General features: G+C 53.5%; 18 protein-coding genes and 1 pseudogene. 6 read left to right on the top strand and 13 right to left on the bottom strand.

All coding sequences use genetic code 11. The annotated features are described in order from the left end of the window. Nucleotides 1-9: 9 nt before the first annotated feature. On the top strand, nt 10-1404 hold the full coding sequence (locus tag E4P00_RS15825; protein ID WP_248132025.1) for an efflux transporter outer membrane subunit: 1395 nt from the start codon (nt 10-12) through the stop codon (nt 1402-1404). A gap of 3 nt (nt 1405-1407) precedes the next feature. Here the strand turns inward: E4P00_RS15825 and E4P00_RS15820 are convergent. Continuing rightward, nucleotides 1408-1566 (bottom strand): annotated as a pseudogene (locus E4P00_RS15820) (IS630 family transposase); the annotation flags it as partial. A 246-nt stretch (nt 1567-1812) separates the two neighbouring features. On the opposite strand from E4P00_RS15820, the gene E4P00_RS15815 reads away from it, so the two are divergent. The 3 genes from E4P00_RS15815 to sfnG are packed head-to-tail and all read left to right on the top strand — an operon-like array spanning nt 1813 to nt 4687. Then, complete coding sequence (locus E4P00_RS15815) at nt 1813-3303, top strand: sodium:solute symporter (RefSeq protein WP_248132022.1); 1491 nt, start codon at nt 1813-1815, stop codon at nt 3301-3303. A gap of 11 nt (nt 3304-3314) precedes the next feature. Further along, nucleotides 3315-3623 (top strand): hypothetical protein, encoded by a 309-nt coding sequence (locus tag E4P00_RS15810; protein ID WP_248132020.1) that lies wholly within the window; start codon nt 3315-3317, stop codon nt 3621-3623. A gap of 2 nt (nt 3624-3625) precedes the next feature. Further along, a complete protein-coding gene (gene sfnG, locus E4P00_RS15805; protein WP_248132018.1) occupies nt 3626-4687 on the top strand; it encodes a dimethylsulfone monooxygenase SfnG in 1062 nt (353 codons plus the stop codon). Here the strand turns inward: sfnG and E4P00_RS15800 are convergent, their stop codons facing one another. The 4 genes from E4P00_RS15800 to E4P00_RS15785 form a co-directional block, all read right to left on the bottom strand. Continuing rightward, nucleotides 4688-6103, bottom strand: coding sequence for a TolC family protein (locus E4P00_RS15800; RefSeq protein ID WP_248132015.1), 1416 nt, complete (start codon nt 6101-6103; stop codon nt 4688-4690). It lies immediately after the preceding gene. Next, entirely contained in the window at nt 6103-8262 is a 2160-nt protein-coding gene (locus E4P00_RS15795; protein ID WP_248132013.1) for a peptidase domain-containing ABC transporter, read from the bottom strand. The genes E4P00_RS15800 and E4P00_RS15795 overlap by 1 nt, the downstream gene beginning before the upstream one ends. A gap of 13 nt (nt 8263-8275) precedes the next feature. Further along, complete coding sequence (locus E4P00_RS15790; protein ID WP_248132011.1) at nt 8276-9550, bottom strand: HlyD family efflux transporter periplasmic adaptor subunit; 1275 nt, start codon at nt 9548-9550, stop codon at nt 8276-8278. 127 nt (nt 9551-9677) lie between these two features. Next, nucleotides 9678-10232, bottom strand: a complete 555-nt coding sequence (locus tag E4P00_RS15785) for a fimbrial protein (RefSeq protein ID WP_248132009.1) — start codon at nt 10230-10232, stop codon at nt 9678-9680. Between the two features lie 271 nt (nt 10233-10503). Here E4P00_RS15785 and E4P00_RS15780 point away from each other — a divergent pair, with 271 nt between their 5' ends. Continuing rightward, on the top strand, nt 10504-10761 hold the full coding sequence (locus E4P00_RS15780) for a hypothetical protein (protein WP_248132007.1): 258 nt from the start codon (nt 10504-10506) through the stop codon (nt 10759-10761). A gap of 65 nt (nt 10762-10826) precedes the next feature. Here the strand turns inward: E4P00_RS15780 and E4P00_RS15775 are convergent, their stop codons facing one another. From E4P00_RS15775 to E4P00_RS15755, 5 genes are all read right to left on the bottom strand, one after another. Next, nucleotides 10827-11054 carry a hypothetical protein gene (locus tag E4P00_RS15775; protein WP_248132005.1) on the bottom strand — a complete coding sequence of 76 codons (228 nt, stop codon included), beginning with the start codon at nt 11052-11054 and terminating at the stop codon, nt 10827-10829. A 44-nt stretch (nt 11055-11098) separates the two neighbouring features. Next, nucleotides 11099-11380, bottom strand: a complete 282-nt coding sequence (locus E4P00_RS15770) for a hypothetical protein (RefSeq protein WP_248132003.1) — start codon at nt 11378-11380, stop codon at nt 11099-11101. Nucleotides 11381-11477: 97 nt separating this feature from the next. Beyond that, nucleotides 11478-14183, bottom strand: coding sequence for a fimbria/pilus outer membrane usher protein (locus tag E4P00_RS15765; protein WP_248132001.1), 2706 nt, complete (start codon nt 14181-14183; stop codon nt 11478-11480). A 40-nt stretch (nt 14184-14223) separates the two neighbouring features. Further along, nucleotides 14224-14961 (bottom strand): fimbria/pilus periplasmic chaperone, encoded by a 738-nt coding sequence (locus tag E4P00_RS15760; protein WP_248131999.1) that lies wholly within the window; start codon nt 14959-14961, stop codon nt 14224-14226. Between the two features lie 80 nt (nt 14962-15041). Then, a complete protein-coding gene (locus tag E4P00_RS15755; protein ID WP_248131997.1) occupies nt 15042-15617 on the bottom strand; it encodes a fimbrial protein in 576 nt (191 codons plus the stop codon). A gap of 703 nt (nt 15618-16320) precedes the next feature. On the opposite strand from E4P00_RS15755, the gene E4P00_RS15750 reads away from it, so the two are divergent. After that, a complete protein-coding gene (locus tag E4P00_RS15750) occupies nt 16321-16701 on the top strand; it encodes a type 1 fimbrial protein (protein WP_248131995.1) in 381 nt (126 codons plus the stop codon). Nucleotides 16702-16786: 85 nt separating this feature from the next. Here E4P00_RS15750 and E4P00_RS15745 read toward each other — a convergent pair whose 3' ends face one another. From E4P00_RS15745 to E4P00_RS15735, 3 genes are all read right to left on the bottom strand, one after another. Next, on the bottom strand, nt 16787-17176 hold the full coding sequence (locus tag E4P00_RS15745) for a hypothetical protein (RefSeq protein ID WP_248131993.1): 390 nt from the start codon (nt 17174-17176) through the stop codon (nt 16787-16789). A gap of 277 nt (nt 17177-17453) precedes the next feature. Beyond that, the gene (locus E4P00_RS15740; protein ID WP_248131991.1) at nt 17454-18644 is read right to left on the bottom strand and encodes an EAL domain-containing response regulator; all 1191 of its coding nucleotides are present in this window, start codon (nt 18642-18644) and stop codon (nt 17454-17456) included. A 150-nt stretch (nt 18645-18794) separates the two neighbouring features. Then, a complete protein-coding gene (locus tag E4P00_RS15735) occupies nt 18795-22241 on the bottom strand; it encodes a transporter substrate-binding domain-containing protein (protein ID WP_248131989.1) in 3447 nt (1148 codons plus the stop codon). Between the last annotated feature and the right edge of the window lie 105 nt (nt 22242-22346).

Genomic DNA, 22346 nt, shown 5'->3' with positions numbered 1-22346 from the left:
GATGGGTCGATGCATAAGCTCTCAATAACTTTGCTACCCCTCGCGTTGACACTCAGCGCCTGCTCTCTGATTCCCGATTACCAGCAACCCGATGCGCCCATACCCGGGCATTACCCGAGGGCAGCCGCCTATGCAGAGGCAAACGCAACTGGCTCAACATCAGACTGGCATACCGTGTTTCAGGACGAAAGCTTGCAGCAACTGATCCGAGATGCACTGGTCAACAACCGAGACCTGCGTGCCGCAGCTTTGAACGTAGAAGCATTCCAGGCGCAATATAGAATCCAGCGTGCAGATCTGCTGCCTGCCGTCTCCGCCAATAGTACTGGGACTCGCCAACGACAGTCGCAAGCGGTGGCGGATGACGCAGGGTCTACCATCCAGTCGTCTTACTCGGCGACGTTGGGGATCAGCGCCTACGAACTGGACCTTTTCGGCCGCATACGCAGCCTGAGTGAGCAGGCGCTGCAGACCTACCTCGCCAGCGAAGAGGCGCGGCGCAGTATCCAGATCACTCTGGTTGCCAATGTTGCGAACGCTTATCTGACCTGGCGTGCCGATCAGGAGTTACTGGCGCTGACCCAGAAAACCCTGGCGGCAGATACACACAGCCTGCATTTGACCTCCCGCAGCAACCAGATCAGTACGGTATCCACCCTGGACGTCTACCAGGCCCAGACCCGTGTAGAAAACGCTCGCGCCAACCTGGCACGCTATCAACGCTTGGTCGCACAGGACTTGAACAACCTGACCTTGCTGGTGGGCGCTACCGTACCCGACTCGCTACCAAGCCGCCCGCTGGCCAGTAACCTCGTCGCCCAGATACCGGCAGGCCTGCCTTCGAACCTGTTGCAACGCCGCCCCGATATTCTTCAAGCCGAATACCAGCTCAAAGCGGCCAACGCCAACATCGGTGCCGCGCGTGCAGCCTTCTTCCCCAGCATCAGCCTGACAGCCAACGCAGGGAGTTCCAGTACCGAATTGTCGGGGCTGTTCAAGAGCGGCACCGGTGGATGGTTTTTTCAGCCCCAAATCAACCTGCCGATCTTCAATGCCGGCAGCCTACGGGCCAATCTCAACAACGCGAAATTGCAAAAGGCCATACTCGTCGCGCAATATGAAAAATCGATCCAGACAGCATTCCAGGAAGTGTCAAACGGTTTGACTGCACGCAAGACCTATAGCGATCAGCTCAACGCTCAGCACAACCTCGTGGAAGCGACCCAACATTACTACGACTTGGCCGAGCACCGCCACCGACTCGGGCTCGACAGCAATTTGATTTTTCTCGATGCACAGCGGTTATTGTTCAACTCGCAGCAAACACTTATCAATGATCGCCTTACGCAACTGATTGCTGAGGTGAATCTTTACACTGCGCTGGGGGGTACTTGGAAGGAGTAGCGGGAGCTGGCGGTATCGCCACGCGACCACTATCGGCGGCGTGACCTGCAACTGCTCGCTGCTGATCTCGGGCGTCATCAATCCATCCGCCAGTAGAAGCGAGATACGTGCACGCAGGGCGAGGCTCTGTTCCAGCGTACTCATACGCAAAGAGCCTTGCAGGGCAGCGCGATCAGAAGCCGTTAAAGCGAAGGGGGAAGTCGGTCAGGCCATGCGCCTAACCAAGCCCTCATAGTGGGCGATTAGCATATTCCTGACCAAGCTATACATAAATTGGTTAGCCGCTCAGACCGCCAGCGCTATAGTTCCGGCACTATGGTTATGCTTATTCGTTACTTCGGAAATACTAAGGTGCTGCGCATACTGCCTGCCCTCTGAACATTATCCAAGTTAATGGAAATCCATTTGATGCTCTCAATCACTCAACCGTTGCCTGCCGCTTTGGGGTGGGCATTAATTATAGGCTTAGGTATTTTTCTTACTGCGGTGGCGCTTATTGTTCGCTCCCGGTTAGTGCGAAACACCAAGGACTATATTATCGCCAACCGTAAAGTGGGGCTGGGTTTTAGTATCGGCGCCGTCATTGCCGTCTGGACCTGGTCAATGGCCATCGTCATGTCCGCCGCTTCCGCCTATACATGGGGTTTGTCGGGCTTGTTATGGTTTACCATACCTAACGGTATCGCCATAATCCTGCTGGCGCCATTGGCATTGCGTTTACGCAAGGTGGTGCCTAATGGCTACACCATCCCCGACTATATCCGAACGCGCCTCGCTTCAAACTTTTCGGCCGCCCTGGCCACGCTGATCATGCTCCTGGCGTTATTATTCTCAATTCTGATCAACTTAAAGGGCACGGTTCTGGTAACCAGCGCTGTTTTCGGCTTAAAACCCTTGGCGGTTGTTGCCGTGGTGCTGGTGATCGTGACCCTCTACTCCTACTTGGGCGGGTTATGGACTTCGACCATTACCGGCACACTTAATACATTACTGATCCTGGTGCCGCTCGCGGTGATTGTTCTTTTTGCATTGGAAAAGATCGGCGGTGCCGAATGGGTGTTCAACTCACTGGCCCAGCAGAATGCCGAATACTTAAGCATCTTCAGCTATGAGGCCGCCGCAGCCTTCGGCTTGACCCTCTCGCTGGGCCTGCTGGGCGCGTCCATTTCTGACCAAAGCTTTTGGCAAAAAGCCTGGGCAGTCAAACCGCGCCATTTGTCACGGACGTTCATTTGGGGCGGCGCGTTGTTCTACCCGATTCCGATCATCGCCGGCATCCTCGGGTTGGTGGGGCTGGGTTACGGCGTAACCCTGCCGCAGATAGGCGGTGACGCAGCCTCAATCGGGCCCTACGTGATCGCGAATATCGGCCTGCCGGTCACGCTGGTCGCGCTTTATGTGTTTGTGGTGCTCAACTGCAGCTACTCCACCATCGACGGCGCATTCTCCGCCATCTCCTCTCTGGTTTCGGTCAACGTACTGATGCCGTTGTTCCCGCGCCTGCCTGGCAAGGCACTGTTTACGCTGACCAAATTGAGCATGGTGATTTTCGGTGTCATCGCCGGTGCCATTGTCATGTCCGGCTGGGACTTCGTCAGCCTGGTACTGCTGGCGCAATCGCTCAATGCGTCGATTTTGTTCCCGCTGCTACTGGCCATTAGCTGGCATCGCACCACAGCCGCCGGATTCAGTTGGGGGATCATTCTCGCCGTCGTAATCGGTATGAGCGTACGGCACTTTTACGGCGAGCTGGCGGGGATTTTGACCATCACCGGCATCAGCGCCATCGTGCCGCTGACCCTGGGCCTGATGAGCCGCAAGACCTTTAACTTCGACGACTATTCACGTCAACTGCAAGCCAGCAACGACGTGGAGTCGCGTGTCAGCCACCCCGCATAAGGATTTTCACCATGACCTACGCCCTTACCGCCACGGCCCTTGCTGTGCTGGTGTCAATTGCCTATCTCTACATGGTCTACGACGGCGTGGAACGCGCCGCCCGCGAGATCGACACCGAACAGGATCACAACCCTGACTGGGCCTCGTTTACCCGTCTGGATTACAAAGTCCTGATCAGCATCGTCGGCTCCACCACACTGATCTTCAGCCTAAGTGTTGCCCCTGCATTCTGGTACTGGGTGCCCTTTTCCGGCATCGCGGCCGCTGCGGGCATCATCATCGCTTTCATTATCGAAAAACGCGCCGATAAGGACGCTTGAACATGCCTATCGAATTTGGTTACTGGGCTCCAAACCTCGGTACCTCACTGGTGGCCACACGTATCGCCAATCACACCCGTGGCACCTTTACTGCCAATCGGGAGTACGCGCAGATCGCGGAGCATAACGGTTTCAAATACACCCTGCTCGCCACACGCTTCGTGTCCTCATTGGAGGGCAATGAAGGCACCTACGACTCAATGGTCATGGCCGCCGGTATCGCCGCAGTCACCACGCGACTGGTGCCGATTGTCGCGGTTGCCACCGGCCTTGCACATCCGGCGATCGTTGCCAAGCAACTGGTCACCCTGGACGAAATCAGCCAAGGCCGTGCGGCAGTCAACGTAGTCAGCGGCTGGTTGAAGGATGAATACACTGCGCTGGGCGAACCCTGGCTCGAACACGGTGAGCGCTATCGGCGCACCGAGGAATTCATTGAGGTACTGCGTGCAACCTGGGCCGATGGCCAGGCCGAATACGCCGGTGACTTTTTCCGCCTGCGCAACGCCGATTTCCGCCCCAAGCCCCGGCCCGGCGCCATCCCGGTATTCCAAGGTGGAAACTCTGTCGCGGCCCAAGAAATGGCCGCCCGTCAAAGCGACTTTTATTTTATGAACGGCGCCCCGCTGGATTCGCTGCGCGAACATATCGCGCATGTGAAGGCCCTGGCGGCTAGGCAAAATCGTACGGTCCGTTTTGCCGTCAATGCTTTCGTCATCTCCCGGCCCACCGAAGCACAGGCGCGAGAGGTATTGGAAGCCATCATCGAGAATGCCGACATTGAGGTCGTCGAGCGTTTTCGCAAGAACGTTCAGCACGCCGGCCAGGCGACCGCCGAGAAACAAGGCATGTGGGCCGAGTCTCGGTTCGAAGATTTGATCCAGTTCAACGACGGTTTTAAAACGGGGTTGATCGGCACACCTGAGCAGATTGCCGAACGCATTGCGGCGCTGACCGAGATTGGCGTGGATATGCTCTTGACCGGTTTTTTACATTATGACGACGAGCTGCTGGCGTTTGGCCGGGAGGTTATTCCTTTGGTACGGCAGCTGGAGCAAGGGTGATCATTGCAAGGTCCAGAAACCTAGCCGTCCAAGGCTGGCGGCGAGCTTCAGCCGTGAAGTCTGCCAGTTGCCCAGTGCTCGGGTGTGTTGCTCTTCAGCGCTGGCATAGGCGGTCAGTGCATTAAGCAGCTCGATCATGCTACCAATCCCGGACCGATAGCGACCCTGCACCACATCGAGGCTCTGGCGTGCTTGTTCAACCAGCTCAGTGGTGCGCGTCAGGCTCTGGGTCTCGAGACTCAGCGACTGATAGTTATCCCAAGTGTCCAGCGAGACTCGTTGCTCAATATTGGCCAGCTCCGCCTCGCTCGCTTGCTGGCGTGCAATAGCGCCACGGGTTTGATAATTGCGTCCGAACCCTTCAAAGAGCGGGATACGCAGCTGCAGCCCAACGCTGCGGTCGAATGTACGCGTATCACCACCAAAAGCTTCGGCCTGATCGTTGTAGCCACGCGTCAGGTTAGCGGTTAGTGCCAGGCTGGGCCGTCCCGCAGCGCGACTTTCATCAACTGACGCCTGGGCCGCCCGTACACGAGCCTCGGCAGCCAACACTGCCGGATGCTCACGCCGAGCCTGGGCGAGGAGTTCATCAATAGCCTTCACGAAGGCGGTGTCGGGTGTTACATCAAGCTCACTGGCCAAGCGCAATGGCGTATCTGGTGCCAACCCCATACGCAGGGCAATAGCACCCAGAGCATTGCGTAACAGCCCCTCATCTTGAACCTGCTTCAGACTCGCCTGGGAAAACGCAGTCTGCGCTTGTAACCGATCCGAAAGCGCGGCAGCACCGGCTTTAAACTTAGCGTCGGCAGCCTCCAGATTCTGTGCAGCCAGCACGGCGACCTGGCGCGACGCCACCAGACTGCGCTGTGCGGCTAATGCGTTGTAGTAGGCTTGAGCTGCCAGCGTAAACGTGTTTTGCAGGGTTGCGTCCTGGCTCGCGTTCGCAGCCAACAGGAGTTGTTGAGAGCTACGCAACGCGGCGCTACGGCGACCGAAATCGAACAACACCCAGCTCAGTTCAATGCCTGCACTTTGCCCCCGGCGAGAGCCGTTAACCGATTGCTGTGGAACATCCAGATTATCTCGATCACTGTAACCACGGTTTTGCTCAACACGCCCATTCAGACTGGGTAAATAAGCCGAACGATTGACACCCACCTGCGCCGCCTGCGCTTTTGCATTGGCCCAGGCAAGACGTGTTTGTGGATCGATACACAGGATTCGCTCGATAGCCTCATCCAGGGTCAACGCATCTGGCAGAGCAGTGAACCCACAAGAGAGCCGGCCACGATCAACATCATAAGCGGCTTGCTCGGAAACTCCGCCAGCCGTCCCAAACACATCCGGCTCATAAGCATTGGCACCGGACCCCGCACCGATTAACCCGAACAACACCGCAGATAATGCACGCATCAAATCTGCTCCCGAGAAATCGCGCCCGAAGATGGAAGCGGATGTTCTGGCCTGACGTCGCTCACCACTCTGCCCTGCCCCAACACAATTACACGGTCCGCCGAAGCGATTGTTTCCGGCCGGTGTGCAATCATGATGCGGGTGATGCGCAAAGCCTGAATGGCAGCGTTGACGCGTTGCTCGCACGCCACATCAAGATGGCTGGTAGCTTCGTCGAGAAGCAAAATACTCGGTTTCTTGTAAAGAGCCCGCGCTAACATCACGCGCTGTTTCTGCCCACCGGAAAGTACTGTACCCATGTCCCCGACCAGGGTGTTGTAACCCATCGGCATGTTCAAGATGTCATCGTGAATAGACGCCATCTGCGCGCACTCCTGCACCCAAGTCATATCCGCCTGCGGGTCAAAGAAGCTGATGTTTTCCGCCAGTGACCCGGCAAATAGCACATCGTCCTGCAGCACTGTGCCCACCAGTTCGCGCAATCCCTCCAGACCCAGCTGCGACAAGTCCAAGCCCGCCACACGGATGTTGCCCTTATCTGGAGGAAGGCCCCCCAACAACACGTTGAACAGTGTACTTTTGCCGCAACCGGAAGGGCCGATAATGGCGACCGACTCCCCAGCCTCAATACGCAGGTCCAGGCCATCAATAACCCAGGGCTCCTGTTCCGAATAGCGATAACTCAGCCCCAATACCTCGACACTCGCCTCTCGCTCACGAAGACTGTCCGGGTCAAGATTGCTGCGATTGTCTTCCGGCGGCTGCAAGACGATATCCGCCAAGCGTTCCCCCTGAAGTTGCAGCATGCGCAACTCGAAAAACTTGTCGATCAGGTTGGCCACGCGTGTATCGAACTGCGACTTGTAAGCGGTAAACGCGATCAACACCCCCACTGTGAACGCACCGTCCATAACCATGATCGCGCCGAGCCAGATCACTAGCAGGTTTTCCACCCCAAACAGCAGGCCATTGAGTTGTTGGTAAAACAATTGCAGCTTTTGCGTGCGCAGGCCGGCATTGATTTGTGCCACCAACAAACCCAGCCACACCGAGCGGCGTTCGTCCTGGCGCTGAAACAGTTTCAACGTGCGAATGCCGCGGACCGTTTCGAGAAAGTGGCTCTGTTGACGGGCTGCGTGGACAATCTCTTCTTCAGTAGCATTACGCAGTGGCCGGTACCAAAGCCAACGACCTAGTGCGTACAAGCTCATGGCTGCTACGGCAATCGCCGCCAGGCGCGGGCTATAGAGCAACATCATCCCCAGGGTGGCGATAGACATCAGACCGTCCAGCACCGCCGAGAGGAAAGCCGTCGTCAGCGTTTGCTGGATACTGCTCACCGCGCCAAAACGCGAGACCACATCACCCAGATGACGCTTCTCAAAGTATTGGGTTGGCAGGCGTAGCAAGTGGGTAAAAACGTTCGCCTGCCATTGCACACTGAGCAATGTACTCATATGCATCATGACCCAGGTACGAACTCCGCTGACGGCCTGTTGCATCAACAGCAACAAACCGAAGCCCAGGACCAGGGTACTCAACAAATCACGATCCGCACTGACGATAACGTGATCCAGCGTCCACTGCAGAAAGAACGGGCTGATCAGCGAAAATATCTCCAGTGCCCCGGCTAGCAGCAGCACCTGGCCCAGCGAACGGTAGAGCCCGGACACCTTGCCCATCATCCGCCACAAGCGGATGCGCGGCGGGCTTTCCTGCCTCTCAAAGCCGTGGTCGGGCCACAATTCCAGGGCCACACCAGTAAAGCTCTTCGAGGCCTCCTCCAGGCTCAATCGGCGCAGGCCCATTGCCGGGTCATGAAGGGTGACACCGCGCGAATCAACGGCCTGCAGAACCACAAAATGGCTGAAATTCCAATGCAGCACGCACGGCAGTTTCAACTCGCCCAGACTTTCCAGCTCCAGCTTCAATGCGCGAGTGCCCAGCTGCATTTGATGCGCGGCCTGAATCAACTGGCGCAAGGACATGCCCTTGAGAGAAACACTGAATCGGCGACGTAAATCGATTAGATCACTGTGATGACCATAGTAGCCCGCGACCATAGACAGACACGCCAGGCCGCATTCGGTGGCCTCGGTCTGCAATACCAACGGCAAACGGCGCCCAAAGCGCAGCGCGAGTGTGTCAAGAAAAGCCATGAGGTGTGAGTTCCTAAAGTTTGCCGGTCAAGCTGTACAACGGTTCAAGCACCCACTCGTAAAGAAATCGGGTGTCCATCAAAATATCGGCCTCCAACAGCATTCCACTCTGTAACGGCCGTGGTTCGCCATAGGCAAGTGCCGACTGGTCATTCAACTGGATCCGCAAGCGATAGACCTGTTCGCCCTGCTGCGCCAACCCCGGCACGCTGCCAACCATGCTCGTCAGTTCGGTGGAGGAAATGCTGGCACGCGAGATGGACTGAACCTGGCCTTGGTACTGGCCAAACTTCTGATAGGGATAGGCCTGATAGCGAATCAGTACCGAGTCTCCCGGTTTAATGAAACCGATGGATTTACTCGGTGCGTAGAGCTCCGCCTGCAAGGGCGTGTCGGCTGGGACGATGCTCAGCAACGGACGTGAGCTGTCAACGGTTTGCCCTACCTCGGCAAGTACTGCGGTAGCGATGCCTGCTTCCGGCGCAGTGACCAACAGGTTGCGCTTGGCTTCACTTTCTGCAAGCTCCTGCTCCAACGCAGACTGCTGACGTTGAACCTCCGCCAGCTGATTAGCCTGCCGGTTTTGCAGGCCTGCGAGTTCGGTCCGACTTTCGGCCAGACGTTGTTGCAGCGATGTACGCTCACGCTCCAAGCCCTGAAGGCTCTGACGTTGCCCCAACAGCTCAGCCTGACGCTGCTGGAGTTGGTCCATGGAAATGTAGCCTTTGTCCATCAACCCTTGATAACGCTCAGCGGCATCTGTGGCCAGTGCAACCAAACGACGCTGGCTTTGCGCTTGCTCCACTAAAGTAGTGACCTCCTGCTGCAGACTGGCAACCTTGCTGGTCAGGCTGTTACGTTCGTCAACTTGCAGATGACGTTGTTTCTCCAGTTGATCGCGCAAGGAATCGCCCCGTTGGCGCAGTTGTTGACTGATGCCCGCCTGTACAGGCCCGGCATCGCTGCCATAGCGCTCGCTGCTGAGGCTCAGTAACGGTTGCCCACGTTGAACCATCTGGCCTTCATTCACGAATTTTTCGAGCACTATGCCGGGCTGATGGACATAAACTTTCACCTGGCCACTGGCTGGAACCAATTGACCCGTCACAGTGCTGCGCTTGGTATAACTGCCCCAAAACAGGAAGCCAATGACCAACGCGGCCATGGCGGCCGCCATCAGCGTGAGAAACGTGAAAGAGGTCGGACGGATCATCATAATTTCGCCGAGCCACTGTTGTTTATGAGCTTCCAGGGCTTTCAGACGGAATAATGGTTTTTCAAGAGTCATTTTTTTCAACTATTGTGCAGGGACCCAACCGGCGCCCGGGTTCAGCCGTTCAATCAGAAAGCGTCACTCACTTAACCATGCCGACAGCCGTCCAACCTACAGCCTCTGCATCGCAAGACGGGGCTGATTATTGATAAGTAATGGTGGTCCTGAGTGAGGACCTTGCACTCCCACTCCTCACCGTCGCGCCAGTTTTTATGAACGCTGCTTGAAGAGGGAAAGAAAAACTGGTTGCTGCAACGGTAGAGTTTTTGATCGGAAGGTCCAGGTTCACTGGCGTCCCGTTTTGCGTCATGAGCTGCACCCCGATTCCCGTTGCACTTGAGCCAGGATCAAGTGAAAAAATTCCATTGGAAGCGTTGACCGTTAAAAAAACAGGGTCAATTTTTATTCCTACATCAGGCGTAGCTCTTCTGCATGTCACATTGACAACGACGGGGACGGCGGGCGACTTATCACCTGTGTTAACAAAAACCGAAGAGGCGTGTGATCCCAAGTTAACGTTGACATTGCCGACGCTGCAAGTTGACGCACTGGCGTTTATATCCCCTTGCCAAGAAGCATTAAAATTCTGATATACACTACCCTGTTCATTTACCTGATAATCGATGGTTGGAATACTGAACCCGCGCAATGAAAGTGTGCTTGCATTCTGTGTAAGCTTTACAAGCTCAAACGTCATACGAGTTTCACCTGCATAATTAAGCGAAATAGACCCAGAGGGCAGTGGGTATTGGTCATACAGGCCTCGTGTTTTAATGTAAACACCGTTAGGACCTCTTACTCGAACGCCAACGTCCCTAGTGGATGTCGGAAACACCACATCCGCATACCCAGGGACTGCTCCTCCACCCTCAGTATTCCAGCGCCAATACCGGAATCTTGTGGCATTCCCAGTACAGGTTAGGTAGGGACTGACTGAATCACCTACATATTCAATTGTTTTGGAATAGATGACTGAACCTATCGCCGCGTCAGGTGATACAAGAATATTTCCACCCACGCTCAAATTCAATCCGCGAGTCGGTGTATTTGACGGAGTCGAGCAGATACTGAATGCTTCCGGAGCCCACCCTAAGGAAAACAGGCTCAGTAGAAATACTTTTGAAAAAGCAGACTTAAATTCATTGTTAAGCCTGTCGCTCTCGGGTTTTTTAATCAAGCTGGGATTTATGCTCATTTTAATTTTCATCGAGTGCGTAAAAACATGAAGTTAATCCTCTGTGCCCGCTATCAAACAACACACAGGCGCGCGAGCACCTGCGTGTCGAAAACATTAGAACCAAGAACCCCAAAAACCAACCCAAAGCCCTTTAAGAGCGCGGCTCACACCAACAGTAACCGAAGCAACAGCTGCGGCAACGCCAAGTCCGTCGGCAGTCCCAATCTGGGCGCCTTCACGTGTGCCTGAGTAAAGACCATCGCCGAACCCGATAAGACCGTCGACAATCCCGGCGCCGGAAACAGCATCGATTTCTTTACAATTAAGATTTTGCATAAACATTCAACCTCTAAAATTAATAGTCATTCAAGCTTGATTGGTCGCTGTTACCACCAGCCGCCAAACAGCCCTCGGAAAAAGCCTTGCACACCGGCGCCAATACCGACGGTAATACTACCGACCGCAGAGCCGAGCGCACCTTTACCAATCTGTGCGCCTTCAAGAGTGCCGGATTCCAGACCAAAGATGAGGCCTTCAACTGCTTTAAAAATGCCAGCGCCCGAAACAATTTCAACTTCTTGTGCGTTCAACTCTTGCATTGCATTACTTCCTCTTGAAAGTTGCGACATGTGTCGCGTCAGTGTTACAGGCAAAGCAACCTTTGCCATTGCAACTCTTTTCAGCCATCCATGCCATTAACCGTTTACGCTGCAAACGCAACTCGTCAGCTTACGTCCATGCTATAAAACTGTTGTACCTATTGCACTATGCTTTTTTAGGCGCAGGCCCCACCGCCTCACACTTCGCGTCGAGAGTTTCGAGTGTTTTACTGGCCTCGTCTTTTTCATTTAACGGAGGCAATTGATAACTTACAAAACACCGTTGTTCGGCCTTCTCACCCCATTTCACCGTCAGCACACCGCTATCTGGGATACCCCGGACATACAAGCGACTTGCCTGGCTCACGATACCCACGCTCAGCCCCTTGGCATCAAGCACATCGGCGGCGAAGGGCAACGCGTCACCTTGAGGGCCCAGAGCCCGGATAAACACAGCCCGCCCTCTAACCGTTGCGAACTTGACCTTAACCACTGCGCCCGCATAAGGTGCAACCTGCTGGCTGCTGCTCTGCAATTCGACATGATTGGACAAACCTGTCGGGTCTAATTCAATGATGTTTGTGTTGTAGGGCGTCAGGTAAGGAATTGCCGCATAACCATTACCATCCACACGTAGCCCTGAGGAGTTAACGACCCGTGCGCCCTTGGCGGCATCAGCCTCGACAATCGCCATGGTTTCCCCCAACTGAGGCGCGAGGGTCACGCCACCACTGTGTGCCACCATCGCCCCACTAACCCCTACGGAACCTTGTTTGAAACCACTCCCCTGCCCGTAAGATCCTCTTAACGTCGCAACCGGGCTACGGTATTGCACGTTAGTCGATGCGCTGCTGCCGGTTTCATCACGGGTACTATTGGTAGCCGTCACGCCGTAATCAAATTGGCTGTCCACACCTGCGGTACCGCTCAACCCGACCTGTGTATTGGTATCCCCCTGATTATCACGTGTGACCATACTTCTGAACGAGGGCACATGGCTCCCCGTACCCAAGGGTAACGAAAAACTCAAATAGTATTCGGTACCGGTACGGCCTATTACATCTCGTGTGCGCGACGCGGAGACGGAATAACCCAGACTGCCCCAATGGTTGTTATAACCAATCTGGTACTGGGTATCAGTACCGCCCCCTGCCCAGTAGTTACGCTTGGATCCGGTGACATACACCGAGCCAAATTCGCCCAAGGGTTGTGAAACCGTCAGTTCGAAACTGTTACGTTGACGACGTAGCGCCTGGCTCTGGGCAAAATCGCGCGCCTGTTGAGTGAGGCGAAGATCAAGAGGCCCGTCGAGCGAATCACGTGCCGGATTGAACTGGTTGAATTCCAGTTGCCCATTGCTGGCGAACTCGCGCTGATTCAATGCATCACGAAAGCTCAGGTAACCGGAGGTTGAGTAGCGATAGGTTGCCACCGTAAAATTGGTGCCGGTCTCAGTCAGCAACTTACTGTAACCCAGCTTGGCGCTCTGCCCAGACTGCGTACCTTGAGCCTCGATCTCTGTGCGGGCATGACTCAGATCCAGCGAAAATGCGCCATATTCTGTGTTAAGCGCAGCACCTATAAGACCAGCGCCATAACCATCACTGGCTAGTACACCACCGTACCCCGTAACCAGATTGGTGAACCCTCTCTGCACAGTGGCTTGCAGAAACTGCGGCCGGTCATGCAAAAAACGTTCATTTACCTGACCAGCCGTCAGGCTGTACCGAAAAGTGCCTGGGCGCAACGATTGCGCCACAGAAGCATAAGGAACGTTGAAGCCGTGTACCCTGCCGTCGGCTTCGATTATCGTGACCGCCAACTCGCCACCATAGCCGGTTGAGTACAGGTCATTGAATTCGAACGCGCCAGCCGCAACCGGGGCCTGGTAGATCAAAACGTTGTTCTGACGAATCTCAACTAATGCATTGGTGCTGGCGACGCCACGAACGACAGGGGCATAACCACGCAGTGAGTCTGGAAGCATGCGGTCATCGGTGGCCAACTGCACGCCTCGGAACGCAACGCTGTCAAACAGCTCACCGCTGGTATTCGTTTCCCCAATAGTTAACTTGCTGTTCCACGGAGCAATGTTGCGTTGTGCATAAGTTGCAATTTTTTGCCACTGCCGACCTTGACCACTCTGCCAAGTCATCGACGAGCGATGGCGAAGCTGCCAATCACCTATGTTCAACCCGGAGTCAATCCCCAGGTAGGAAGACGTACTGTTCAAGCCATCGTTTTGCATCTGATAGGTATTGAAATCGTAGCCCAATACAGCAGCATTAATACCTGGGTCCCAGTATTTTGGATCGACATAGCCCCGCGCATTACGACGCAACGAAACCTGCGGCAAGCTTAAATCCAGGCGCAAATCAGAAGAATCAAAACTGAACGACGCATCGGCTACCCACTGATCGATGCCCCGACACTCCTCGTCGCTATTTCCACTCGCCGGCACTTTACTTGTATCTACCGCCATGCTGTCCAGCTGCCTCAATGTGAAACAGGGCTCGGCATTCTTTTTCCCCGCCACAGCACGAAACAGCACATTATCGCGGCCAATCCAGATACCATTCGCAAAGGTATCTACCCGATACGTTCCCGCTGAGATGGGGTTACCGTTGGCAAAACGTGAAACGTCTACCGTTTCTGCGCCTCGGAAAAAATTACTATTAAAGCTGACATCTGCCAACGCATCGCCTTGCAACTCGGCCCGCGCACTGTCAACGTGCGACAGCAATACACAGCTAGCAACGGTCATTTGCAAAAACCGAAAATAGCATTTCTCACCGAATTTCAAGGACAACCAATTTAACGATATCGAAAACTCGGGTACTTGAGATTTTTTTACAGCTTTTGCCATGCTCATATGCTGTGATGTCCTTCACCTTGCATGCTATTAGCCGGTTTTACTGCTCAAGCTTGCTTTTATGAGCATCGCCGCCGCCAAAATCATTGATGACGGTAAAATCTACCTGGGTACCGACGCTTGGCTTGCCAGGCAATCCCTTCAGAGAAAACGTAGCCTTGCCGCCTGGGCTCAGCATTTCGCCGTTTTCGCTGCTAAAAACTTTTTCGCTTATTACTACCCCCGCTTTAACGAGCGTAATGTAATAAGGCGTAGGGTTATAACCCTCCAGCACCCAACCGTCGGCTACCGACTTTACTTGCCAACGTAGTTGTTTCGGCGCGTCTATCACTGCCCCAGATAAATTGTCCGGGCGAAAAAAAATTTTAATGCGCGAACGAAACGCCAGCTGCAGTTCAGTTTCTACACCACTGGTAGACACAGGCGGGACTTCCAAGATATTCAACCAGAACAGCGATTCCTTATCCTGTGGTAATTCTGCGCCAGTAAACATCAATCGTAATGTTTGCCCCTTGCTAGGGTCCAAACGCGAAACTGGCGGGGTTAACACAAATGGGGCGTCGCTGTTTTCCGGCAACACTGCGGGGTCCCCAGCGTCGACCCATGCCTGTACAAGTGCAGGAGAGCTACCATTATTCGTTAATTTAATAGAAACATCTCGCTCACTGGCCGGGTAAACCACTCGAGTGGCCCCGATAACTACGCTGGCCTTTGCAGGACCACTTAAAAACAGCGCCAATAGACACACCCACCCACACAAGGAAACGTTACGCTTCATCAGGAAATCCACTAAAATAAATTTTCGAGAAAAAAAATAAATAAAGGTACGACAGCCATTGACCGTCGCACCCACATCAATTACGGGTAAATGATGCTGTAGTTTACTCGAGTTGTAACTCCGCCTGCGGTAGCCAGACCCAGGGAGTGGTATTCAGCAAAATACTTAAATGTTGCCGCGCCCGCCACCAAGTTAGTTGATGGGTATGCAGAGGCAGCCTGACCGACTTGAATATCATCTTGCTGCTCAGTCAGCAAGCCGACCTGAACATTCGTAGCATTGCCATTACCGCTCGTAATCCTCAAACGACCAGTTGCAATATCGACGTCGGTGCTTGGCTCAAAAAAGACCTTCACCGCCCCATCCAATGGCGCACCACAATCAGTCAAGTTTATAAGGAATGGCGTACGGCCGCCTCGATCACCTGCGGTTGCCAGTGAGGCACTGGAAACTTTAGGCAGTGTGACGGTGAAGTTTCTACCCGCGCCGCCGTTGATTGTGCAGCTTTGCGCCGTAATCGAGCCCTCGAAGTTAATGAGGCCATCTGCTGCACCAGCCACTGGCACAATAAATGCCGCGCCCAGCGTAATAGCCAGCGCGCCCAACAACGTAGAATTTTTAGCTTTCATTTTATACTTCCTTAATTGATTTTTCATTTTTTACCCCCAATAGCACCCGCCAAAAACCTCTCAAGAACATACTAAATGCCATCCATGGTTACCGCTTTATCCGTAAAGGCGGCCATTAGCACACTCAAAGCTTCCGACGAGACTACAATCTTAAAAATCGCAAAAAAATTCAACTAGAGAAGAACACCTTCTCTGCTTACAATTAAAAATAAAATTCCAGCCAAGCGATCAATCTACAGCACTCAAACAAATCTACCTGCTCAAAAATCCACAGCATTTATAAGATGATCTATTGTATTTGTCCCGAGCTTAAACTTTTAGAGGAAATTTCCCCCGGCGACATGGGAATTTTCACGACAAACCTAAAAAGTATTGAATAGCGCCAATCCACCCTTCAAACAACATCTAACAACGACAACTAATCGGTTAACCCGGCTTTTCTTGATGCTATCCAAATGGATTGATTCAATTCCCAACCGATGACAATAACAAACCCCGGCATGCGTGATAATCGATGACGCCGCCCTTCCTATAAGCCAGAGCAACAAGGCAATAAAATTATTGTCGCGCTACCGTCTCATGCGGGCTTCAGCTTCTGGCCCATTCTTTGCATCCCTTGCCAATACGCCGACCTACACGGCAACCAACAAAAAAAGCCGGTCATAAAAATGTCAAGAAGGTCGCCTATACTGTCAACGTAAGCATCCAAAACCCATACGGAGTATTTGCGATGAACGGTAGATATTGGCCGATAGGTCTCAGTTTTATGTTTGCCTTGAGTGGCGTGTGCCTGGCAGATTATCCAGACCAGCACGGCACTATTCGAATCGTTGGAGGGATTGATGAGTCCGGTTGTAACTCGGGCCCTCTTTCAAATGCCGCGTTTACGTTGAGTGATTGCCCGACTGTAGTGCGCGACACATCCATTGACATTGTGAGTATTGATAATCCGACAGCAGGTATCACACCCGAGTACGCAGCGGCCCATGTCAGCTTAGTCAGTGACAGCGGATCTAACAGCCGTTACTACAATCGTCAATATGAAGTACTGGATCGCAAAGGTAAGCTTATCCGCTCAGGCGCTTACATTATAACCCTCACCTCTCCATAAGGGGCAATGCATACCGCCGTCTGACAGCAGGGCAAAGAGGTGTTACAAATGACGAAACGGGTTCGTTGTCGTTCGTTATTACGCTTTAATTTTTTCTCGGATCGACAGATTGCATCACCGTTTTTATCGACTCGATGCCTGGCACTCCAGATAATTCAATCACTGCTTGACGCTCACCAACAGTGCCACTGTTGGCCGTTCCAGCAATCCGGGCACCATAAATCAATATATAGCCGATACTCGAACAATTCTGCTGCACTTCCTCCAACCTCGCCGGCGTGCACCCTTTTATCGCACCATTTAAAACTACCAGATCAAATTTATCTATCGCTTGTGAAGCCAACAATAAAAACTCATTAAATGACGCAACAGGCGCGACTCGGTAATAGCCATTGCTATTGAAAAGCTTTTCTATGTATACGCTTTGCAACAGCTGATCATCCACAATCAGAATTCGTAAATACGGGGTAGCCACGCTCAACTCCCTCAACAAATTTATTGCTTTACCCTTCAAAGTTTTTTATTTCAGGTCGCGGCACAACACAATGAAAACCAGCATCGACCTAAAACTCAAAATCTATGAGAGATTTTAGCCAGCCCAGATCCTGCGTAGATTGTCGCTTTCTTGAGGGATACCTTCTTGAGGAAAAAGCACTAATACCAGTGGGAATTTTCACCACCAAAAAATACGGTCGCCCACCGTTCCATATCTGCCGGGTGTAGGGGGGATCATAAATGAATGCCCACGCAACTCACTTGGATCTTGCCTCGATCCAATCCAACAACGGCTCGCAACTCATCGGCAGGGCAAACAAAAAGCCCTGCCCCTGCGTACATCCCAGGTCAAGCAACTGCTCATGTTGGCGTTGTGCTTCAATACCTTTGACCACGACCGTCATTCCCAAGGCTTTTCCCAAGGCCAGTGTGCTGACGACCACGGCACGGCAGTACGGCTCACGATCGAGCGTGCGCACAAACTCCCCATCCAACTTGATTTCGTTGAACGGCAACTGACATAAACGTTGCAACGAACAAAAGCCCACACCGAAGTCATCAATAGATAATCGGCACCCGAGCATCCGTAAACGCACCAGGTTTTCCAGGCAAGCCGATGACGCTTCCATCAGACCGTTCTCAGCCAGCTCGAAAGTCAGCCCTGCCCCACTCAAACCATGGCTGGCCAAACGCGATTTCACCTCGAGCGCCCAAGTGACGTTAGTGAGCTGGATAGGCTGTACATTGAATGCGACATTGAGAAAACAGCCGCGCTTCAATGCTTCGCGCTGCAATTTCATACCGTCCTCGAGCTGGGCAAAAAAGAGTTCGTTCAACAAATTGCAGCTTTCCACTGCGGGCATAAACACAGCAGGCGACACAAGACCACTGAAAGGATGGTTCCAGCGAGCCAGCGCCTCGACACCTGTCACGTCACCACTGCGCAGATCGACCTTGGGTTGAAAGTAGGTTTCCATCTGTTGATGGGCCATGGCTAAACGTACATCCTCGGCGCCAATCGCGATGCTGCAGGCGCTTACGTTCTGGTAGGTACTCGCCTCTTTCAAGTAGTGTCTCAACAACGGCTCAATCGCATTGATTTCCAATGGTTTGCTTACATCACCCAAGAGTACTCCGCCCAACAGCGGCACCAGTTTTCTAGCGGCCCGACGCACGTCTTCGGTCAGGGAACTATTAATGATCACCGAGCGGACTAAACCGGCATTCTTCGCGCGCTGCAGAAACTCGAGGCCGTCCATTCCTTCCATGTGAAGGTCGCACAAGACAATATCCACCGGCCCGACTTCGTGCAGGGTGCGCAGTGCCTGCGCACCGTTGGCGGCGGCCAGTACCGTATCGCACCCCAACTGTTTGAGCAGGTTCACCGCAATGGTTCGTTGAAAATGATGGTCCTCCAAAACCAGGACCCGTAGGGGTAGTACAGGCATGGCTATGTTCTCCACAAAGTAATGAGTGCGTCTTGCATAACGCTTCTTTTGCACGAATACGCTGATTGAAGCGGCTCATCGCGTGCGGACCACTGATAAGCATTTTCCATGAGTGGCCGATCGCACGATCTGCCTGCTGGAGGTTGATGGCTATTGGTCTAAACGCTCTTCCAATGTCTGCGCCAGCGCTTCCATTGCCTGGTACAAGGCGTCAACAGATTGCGTAAGCCGATCGTGATCCAAGTTTTGGCAATCGATCTGTACCTGCTCGCAACATTGAATTAACCTCTGGGCCTTGATGATTCGTGCCCCGCCCTTGATTCGGTGTGTGAGGTCAGACATCGCGGCAAGATCACCATCACTGAAGAGCTTCACTAAGCGCGACAGGTCTTCTTCGTTGCTTTTGGCAAGGTCCCTCAGCAAATGAACAATCGAAGCCCTGTCGCCATAAGTCAGTTGCTCCAGACTTGTCAGGTCTACACCATCGAGGCCTCCCAGCGAGCTCGGCTCATTGATGTCCCTTATGAAAATCGGCTCTACAGGTAGAAGACGGGCCGCCAGTTCTTGCATGCTGATCGGTTTGAATAGGCAATCATCCATGCCCGCTGCCAGGCAGCGATCAATTTCTTCGGCCTGCGCGTTGGCCGTGAACCCAAGTATCAGACAACGAGATGTACCCGTGCGCTGCTCTTCCGCACGAATGTGCCTGACCAGCTCATAGCCGTTCATAACCGGCATATTACAATCAGTGATTACCACATCGAAATGCCCGTTACGCCAGGACCGCAACCCATGAGCACCGTCGGGCTCATCGCAGACGATGTGACCTAGATAGGCCAGTTGCTGCTGCAACAACAAACGATTGGCCGGATAGTCATCCACCACCAACACGTTCAACACTTTGCCAGGAATACCTGCTTCAATATCCTGTGCCACCTGCGTCACGCGCTCAAGGACCGGTAACACCAGCACCACGTCAATTTGTGTTCCGATTCCCAGGACACTGTGCAAGCTCAACTCACCGTGCATCAACTCACACAACGTCCGGCTGATCATCAACCCTAGACCCGAGCCCCCCTGCTGGCCCTCGCCTGGCGTGCCAACCTGGCTGAATGGCAGAAACAGTTGCTCCTGATCCTCTTTGGAAATGCCTGCTCCGGTGTCTCGCACTTGTACTCTGACCATCAGTTGATCCGCACTATCCGACGGTTGAGCGTGCACACTGACGACCACTTTGCCCTCTTGGGTGAACTTAATGGCGTTACTCAGTAAATTGGAAAGGATTTGCTTGAAACGCAGAGGATCGATATACACATCTCGATCAGCTTGAGCGTCAAACTCCACTATGAGTGTCAGCTTTTTTTGCCGCGCCAATCCTTCGAACACGCGCACAACAGATTCCACCAGAGGTTTGAAAGCTGCCCGCTCGGGTGCCAGTTCAAGGCGTCCGGACTCGATACGCACAACATCCAGAATATCGCCGATCAATCCCAGCAAGCCTTGAGCAGCCCCGAACGCAACTTCGATCGCAAAACGATCCAACGCGCCTTGATCGGCTTTTTTCATGGCCAATTCAAGCATGCCTACGATCGCATTCATGGGCGTGCGAATTTCATGGCTCATCGTCGCTAGAAAAGTGGTTTTTGCTCGATTGGCGTTTTCCGCGTCCAGCTTGGCTGTCTGCAGTTCGCCATTGAGGCGGTCCCGCTCACTGATGTCTATCCACCCTGCAATGATGCCCTTTACATCACCGTCATTGTCGCGAAACGGCAAAATCCAGTGATAGGCCATGATCTCCTGACCTTGCGCGACAAACATGAGCCGGTCGCTGATCCGTGGCTCACCGCTCTGTATAACCTCGAAGTACTCCTGCTCAAGGACACGGGCGTATGGGCTTTTATCGCCCAGGCCATCAATTACCCCCTTACCCAGCACATCATCATGGCTGACGCCTAGGGCAAGCAGGTATTGAGTGTTGCAGGACATCAATTGAGCATGGCGATCACGCACGTAAATAGGGTGAGGCAAACTGTCAATTAACACACGCATGAACGCCATCTGTTCGTTCAATTGCCGTTCCGCCGTCACGCGTTTGCGAATAAGGCGCCGCAAGTAGGCCACCCAACAAAACGCTACGATCAACAGCGCCAACACCACGGCGAACCCTTGAAACATGACAGTGCGGTTCGTGTCCCAATAGTTGTTTTCCACCACCGCGTTGCCGAACCACCGATTGGTCATCTCATCTATTTCATCGAGAGGAATACTGGCCATGACTTTATCGAGAATCGAATACAGCTCCGGCTCGCCTCGGCTTGTGCCCAAGGCCAGTTGCGCCGGCCGCGAACCAATGGCACCTATCATGCGCAATCGGTCACGGTAGTAGTTGGTGATCAGGTACTGCGCGCTGATAAGCGGGCTCAGAGCAGCATCGACCTTGCCGGCGACCAGCATCGACATGGAGTCTGCGGCATTGACCGACTGAACAACCTTGATGCCTGGATGATAGATGCTCAAGTATTCGGCCATCGGGCTCTTGGCCACCAGAGATAGGCTTTTGCCTGACAACTCACTCAGGTTACCTGGTGCGCCCGTACCGATACGCGTGCTCAGCACATAAGGGCTTGTCCAATAGGGTCGGGTAAAAAGCAGCCGCTTATGTGAGGTATGAAAGGTTGCCACCACATCGGCCTTACCCGCCAGTACCAAGTCGATCAGTTCGTCATTGGAATTTCCAACTACCGTGTCGAATGTTATAGGAATGCGCTGGCTGATTTTTTCCAGCAAATCTGCACTAATCCCCCGGAATTTTTTACTCTGGTCAAAAAAGGACATGGGCGGATTGCCGTCCATGACTGCCACTTTTATCTGCGGATGGCCCTCCAGCCAATGCTGTTCGGCATCGTCGAACTGTATTTCTTCGCGACCATGAACGGACACAGCGCTCGCCTTCCAGCGTCGAGTGATCCGGTTTTTTTCCTCATGAGAAATCGCACTCAGCACACGGTTCACCAGTTGCAGCAAGCGCGTGTCCTCTCGGTTCATCACAAAACCGAAAGCCCCTGATTTGTCGTCGATAAAGCTCAAAAACTGCAAATCCACGAAATGGTTTCTATTGATCAGGTAATTCGCGCCAATACCGCCCCCCAAGTAAATGTCGGCTTGGCCAAACGCCAATGCTGTCATCGCATCAAAGGCCGTCGGGTATGTTTGCAATGTTGCATACGGATACAACGCCGCCACTTCCGCAGGGCTCATATACTGATCAAGCATGGCAAGCCGAAGCCCCGTGAGCTTTTCTGGTAAACCACGAGCGCTGCTGCCAGGCGCTACCAACACTGAGGGGTCATCAAAATAGGCGATTGACTGGGTCAGTTGCGGGTCACTTAACTCGGTGGCCTCCAGAGCGCCCACCAAATCGACTTGACCTGTCTTGAGTGCTTCGATCAGCTCCACCCGGTTTCGATAGCGCTGCACTTTGATGGTGACATGCAGCAAGTCCCCCAACAATTCAGCGTAATCGGCGGTCAGGCCTTCATACTCGCGCTCGCTGGAGGTCAATTCAAAAGGGGCGGACGCGTTTTTTGAGGTACCCAATGTCAAGACACCTTTAGTGCGTAACCAACGCCAATCGGCCTCATCCAACCCCAACATTTGCACTGAAGAGTGAGAGCGACCCAATAAAGTCAGCGGCTCGGCAAC

The organism is Pseudomonas sp. B329 (assembly GCF_023127835.1).
In the GTDB taxonomy this organism is placed as follows: Bacteria; Pseudomonadota; Gammaproteobacteria; order Pseudomonadales; family Pseudomonadaceae; genus Aquipseudomonas; species Aquipseudomonas synxantha_A.
This window is presented reverse-complemented; position numbering and strand designations above follow the sequence as displayed.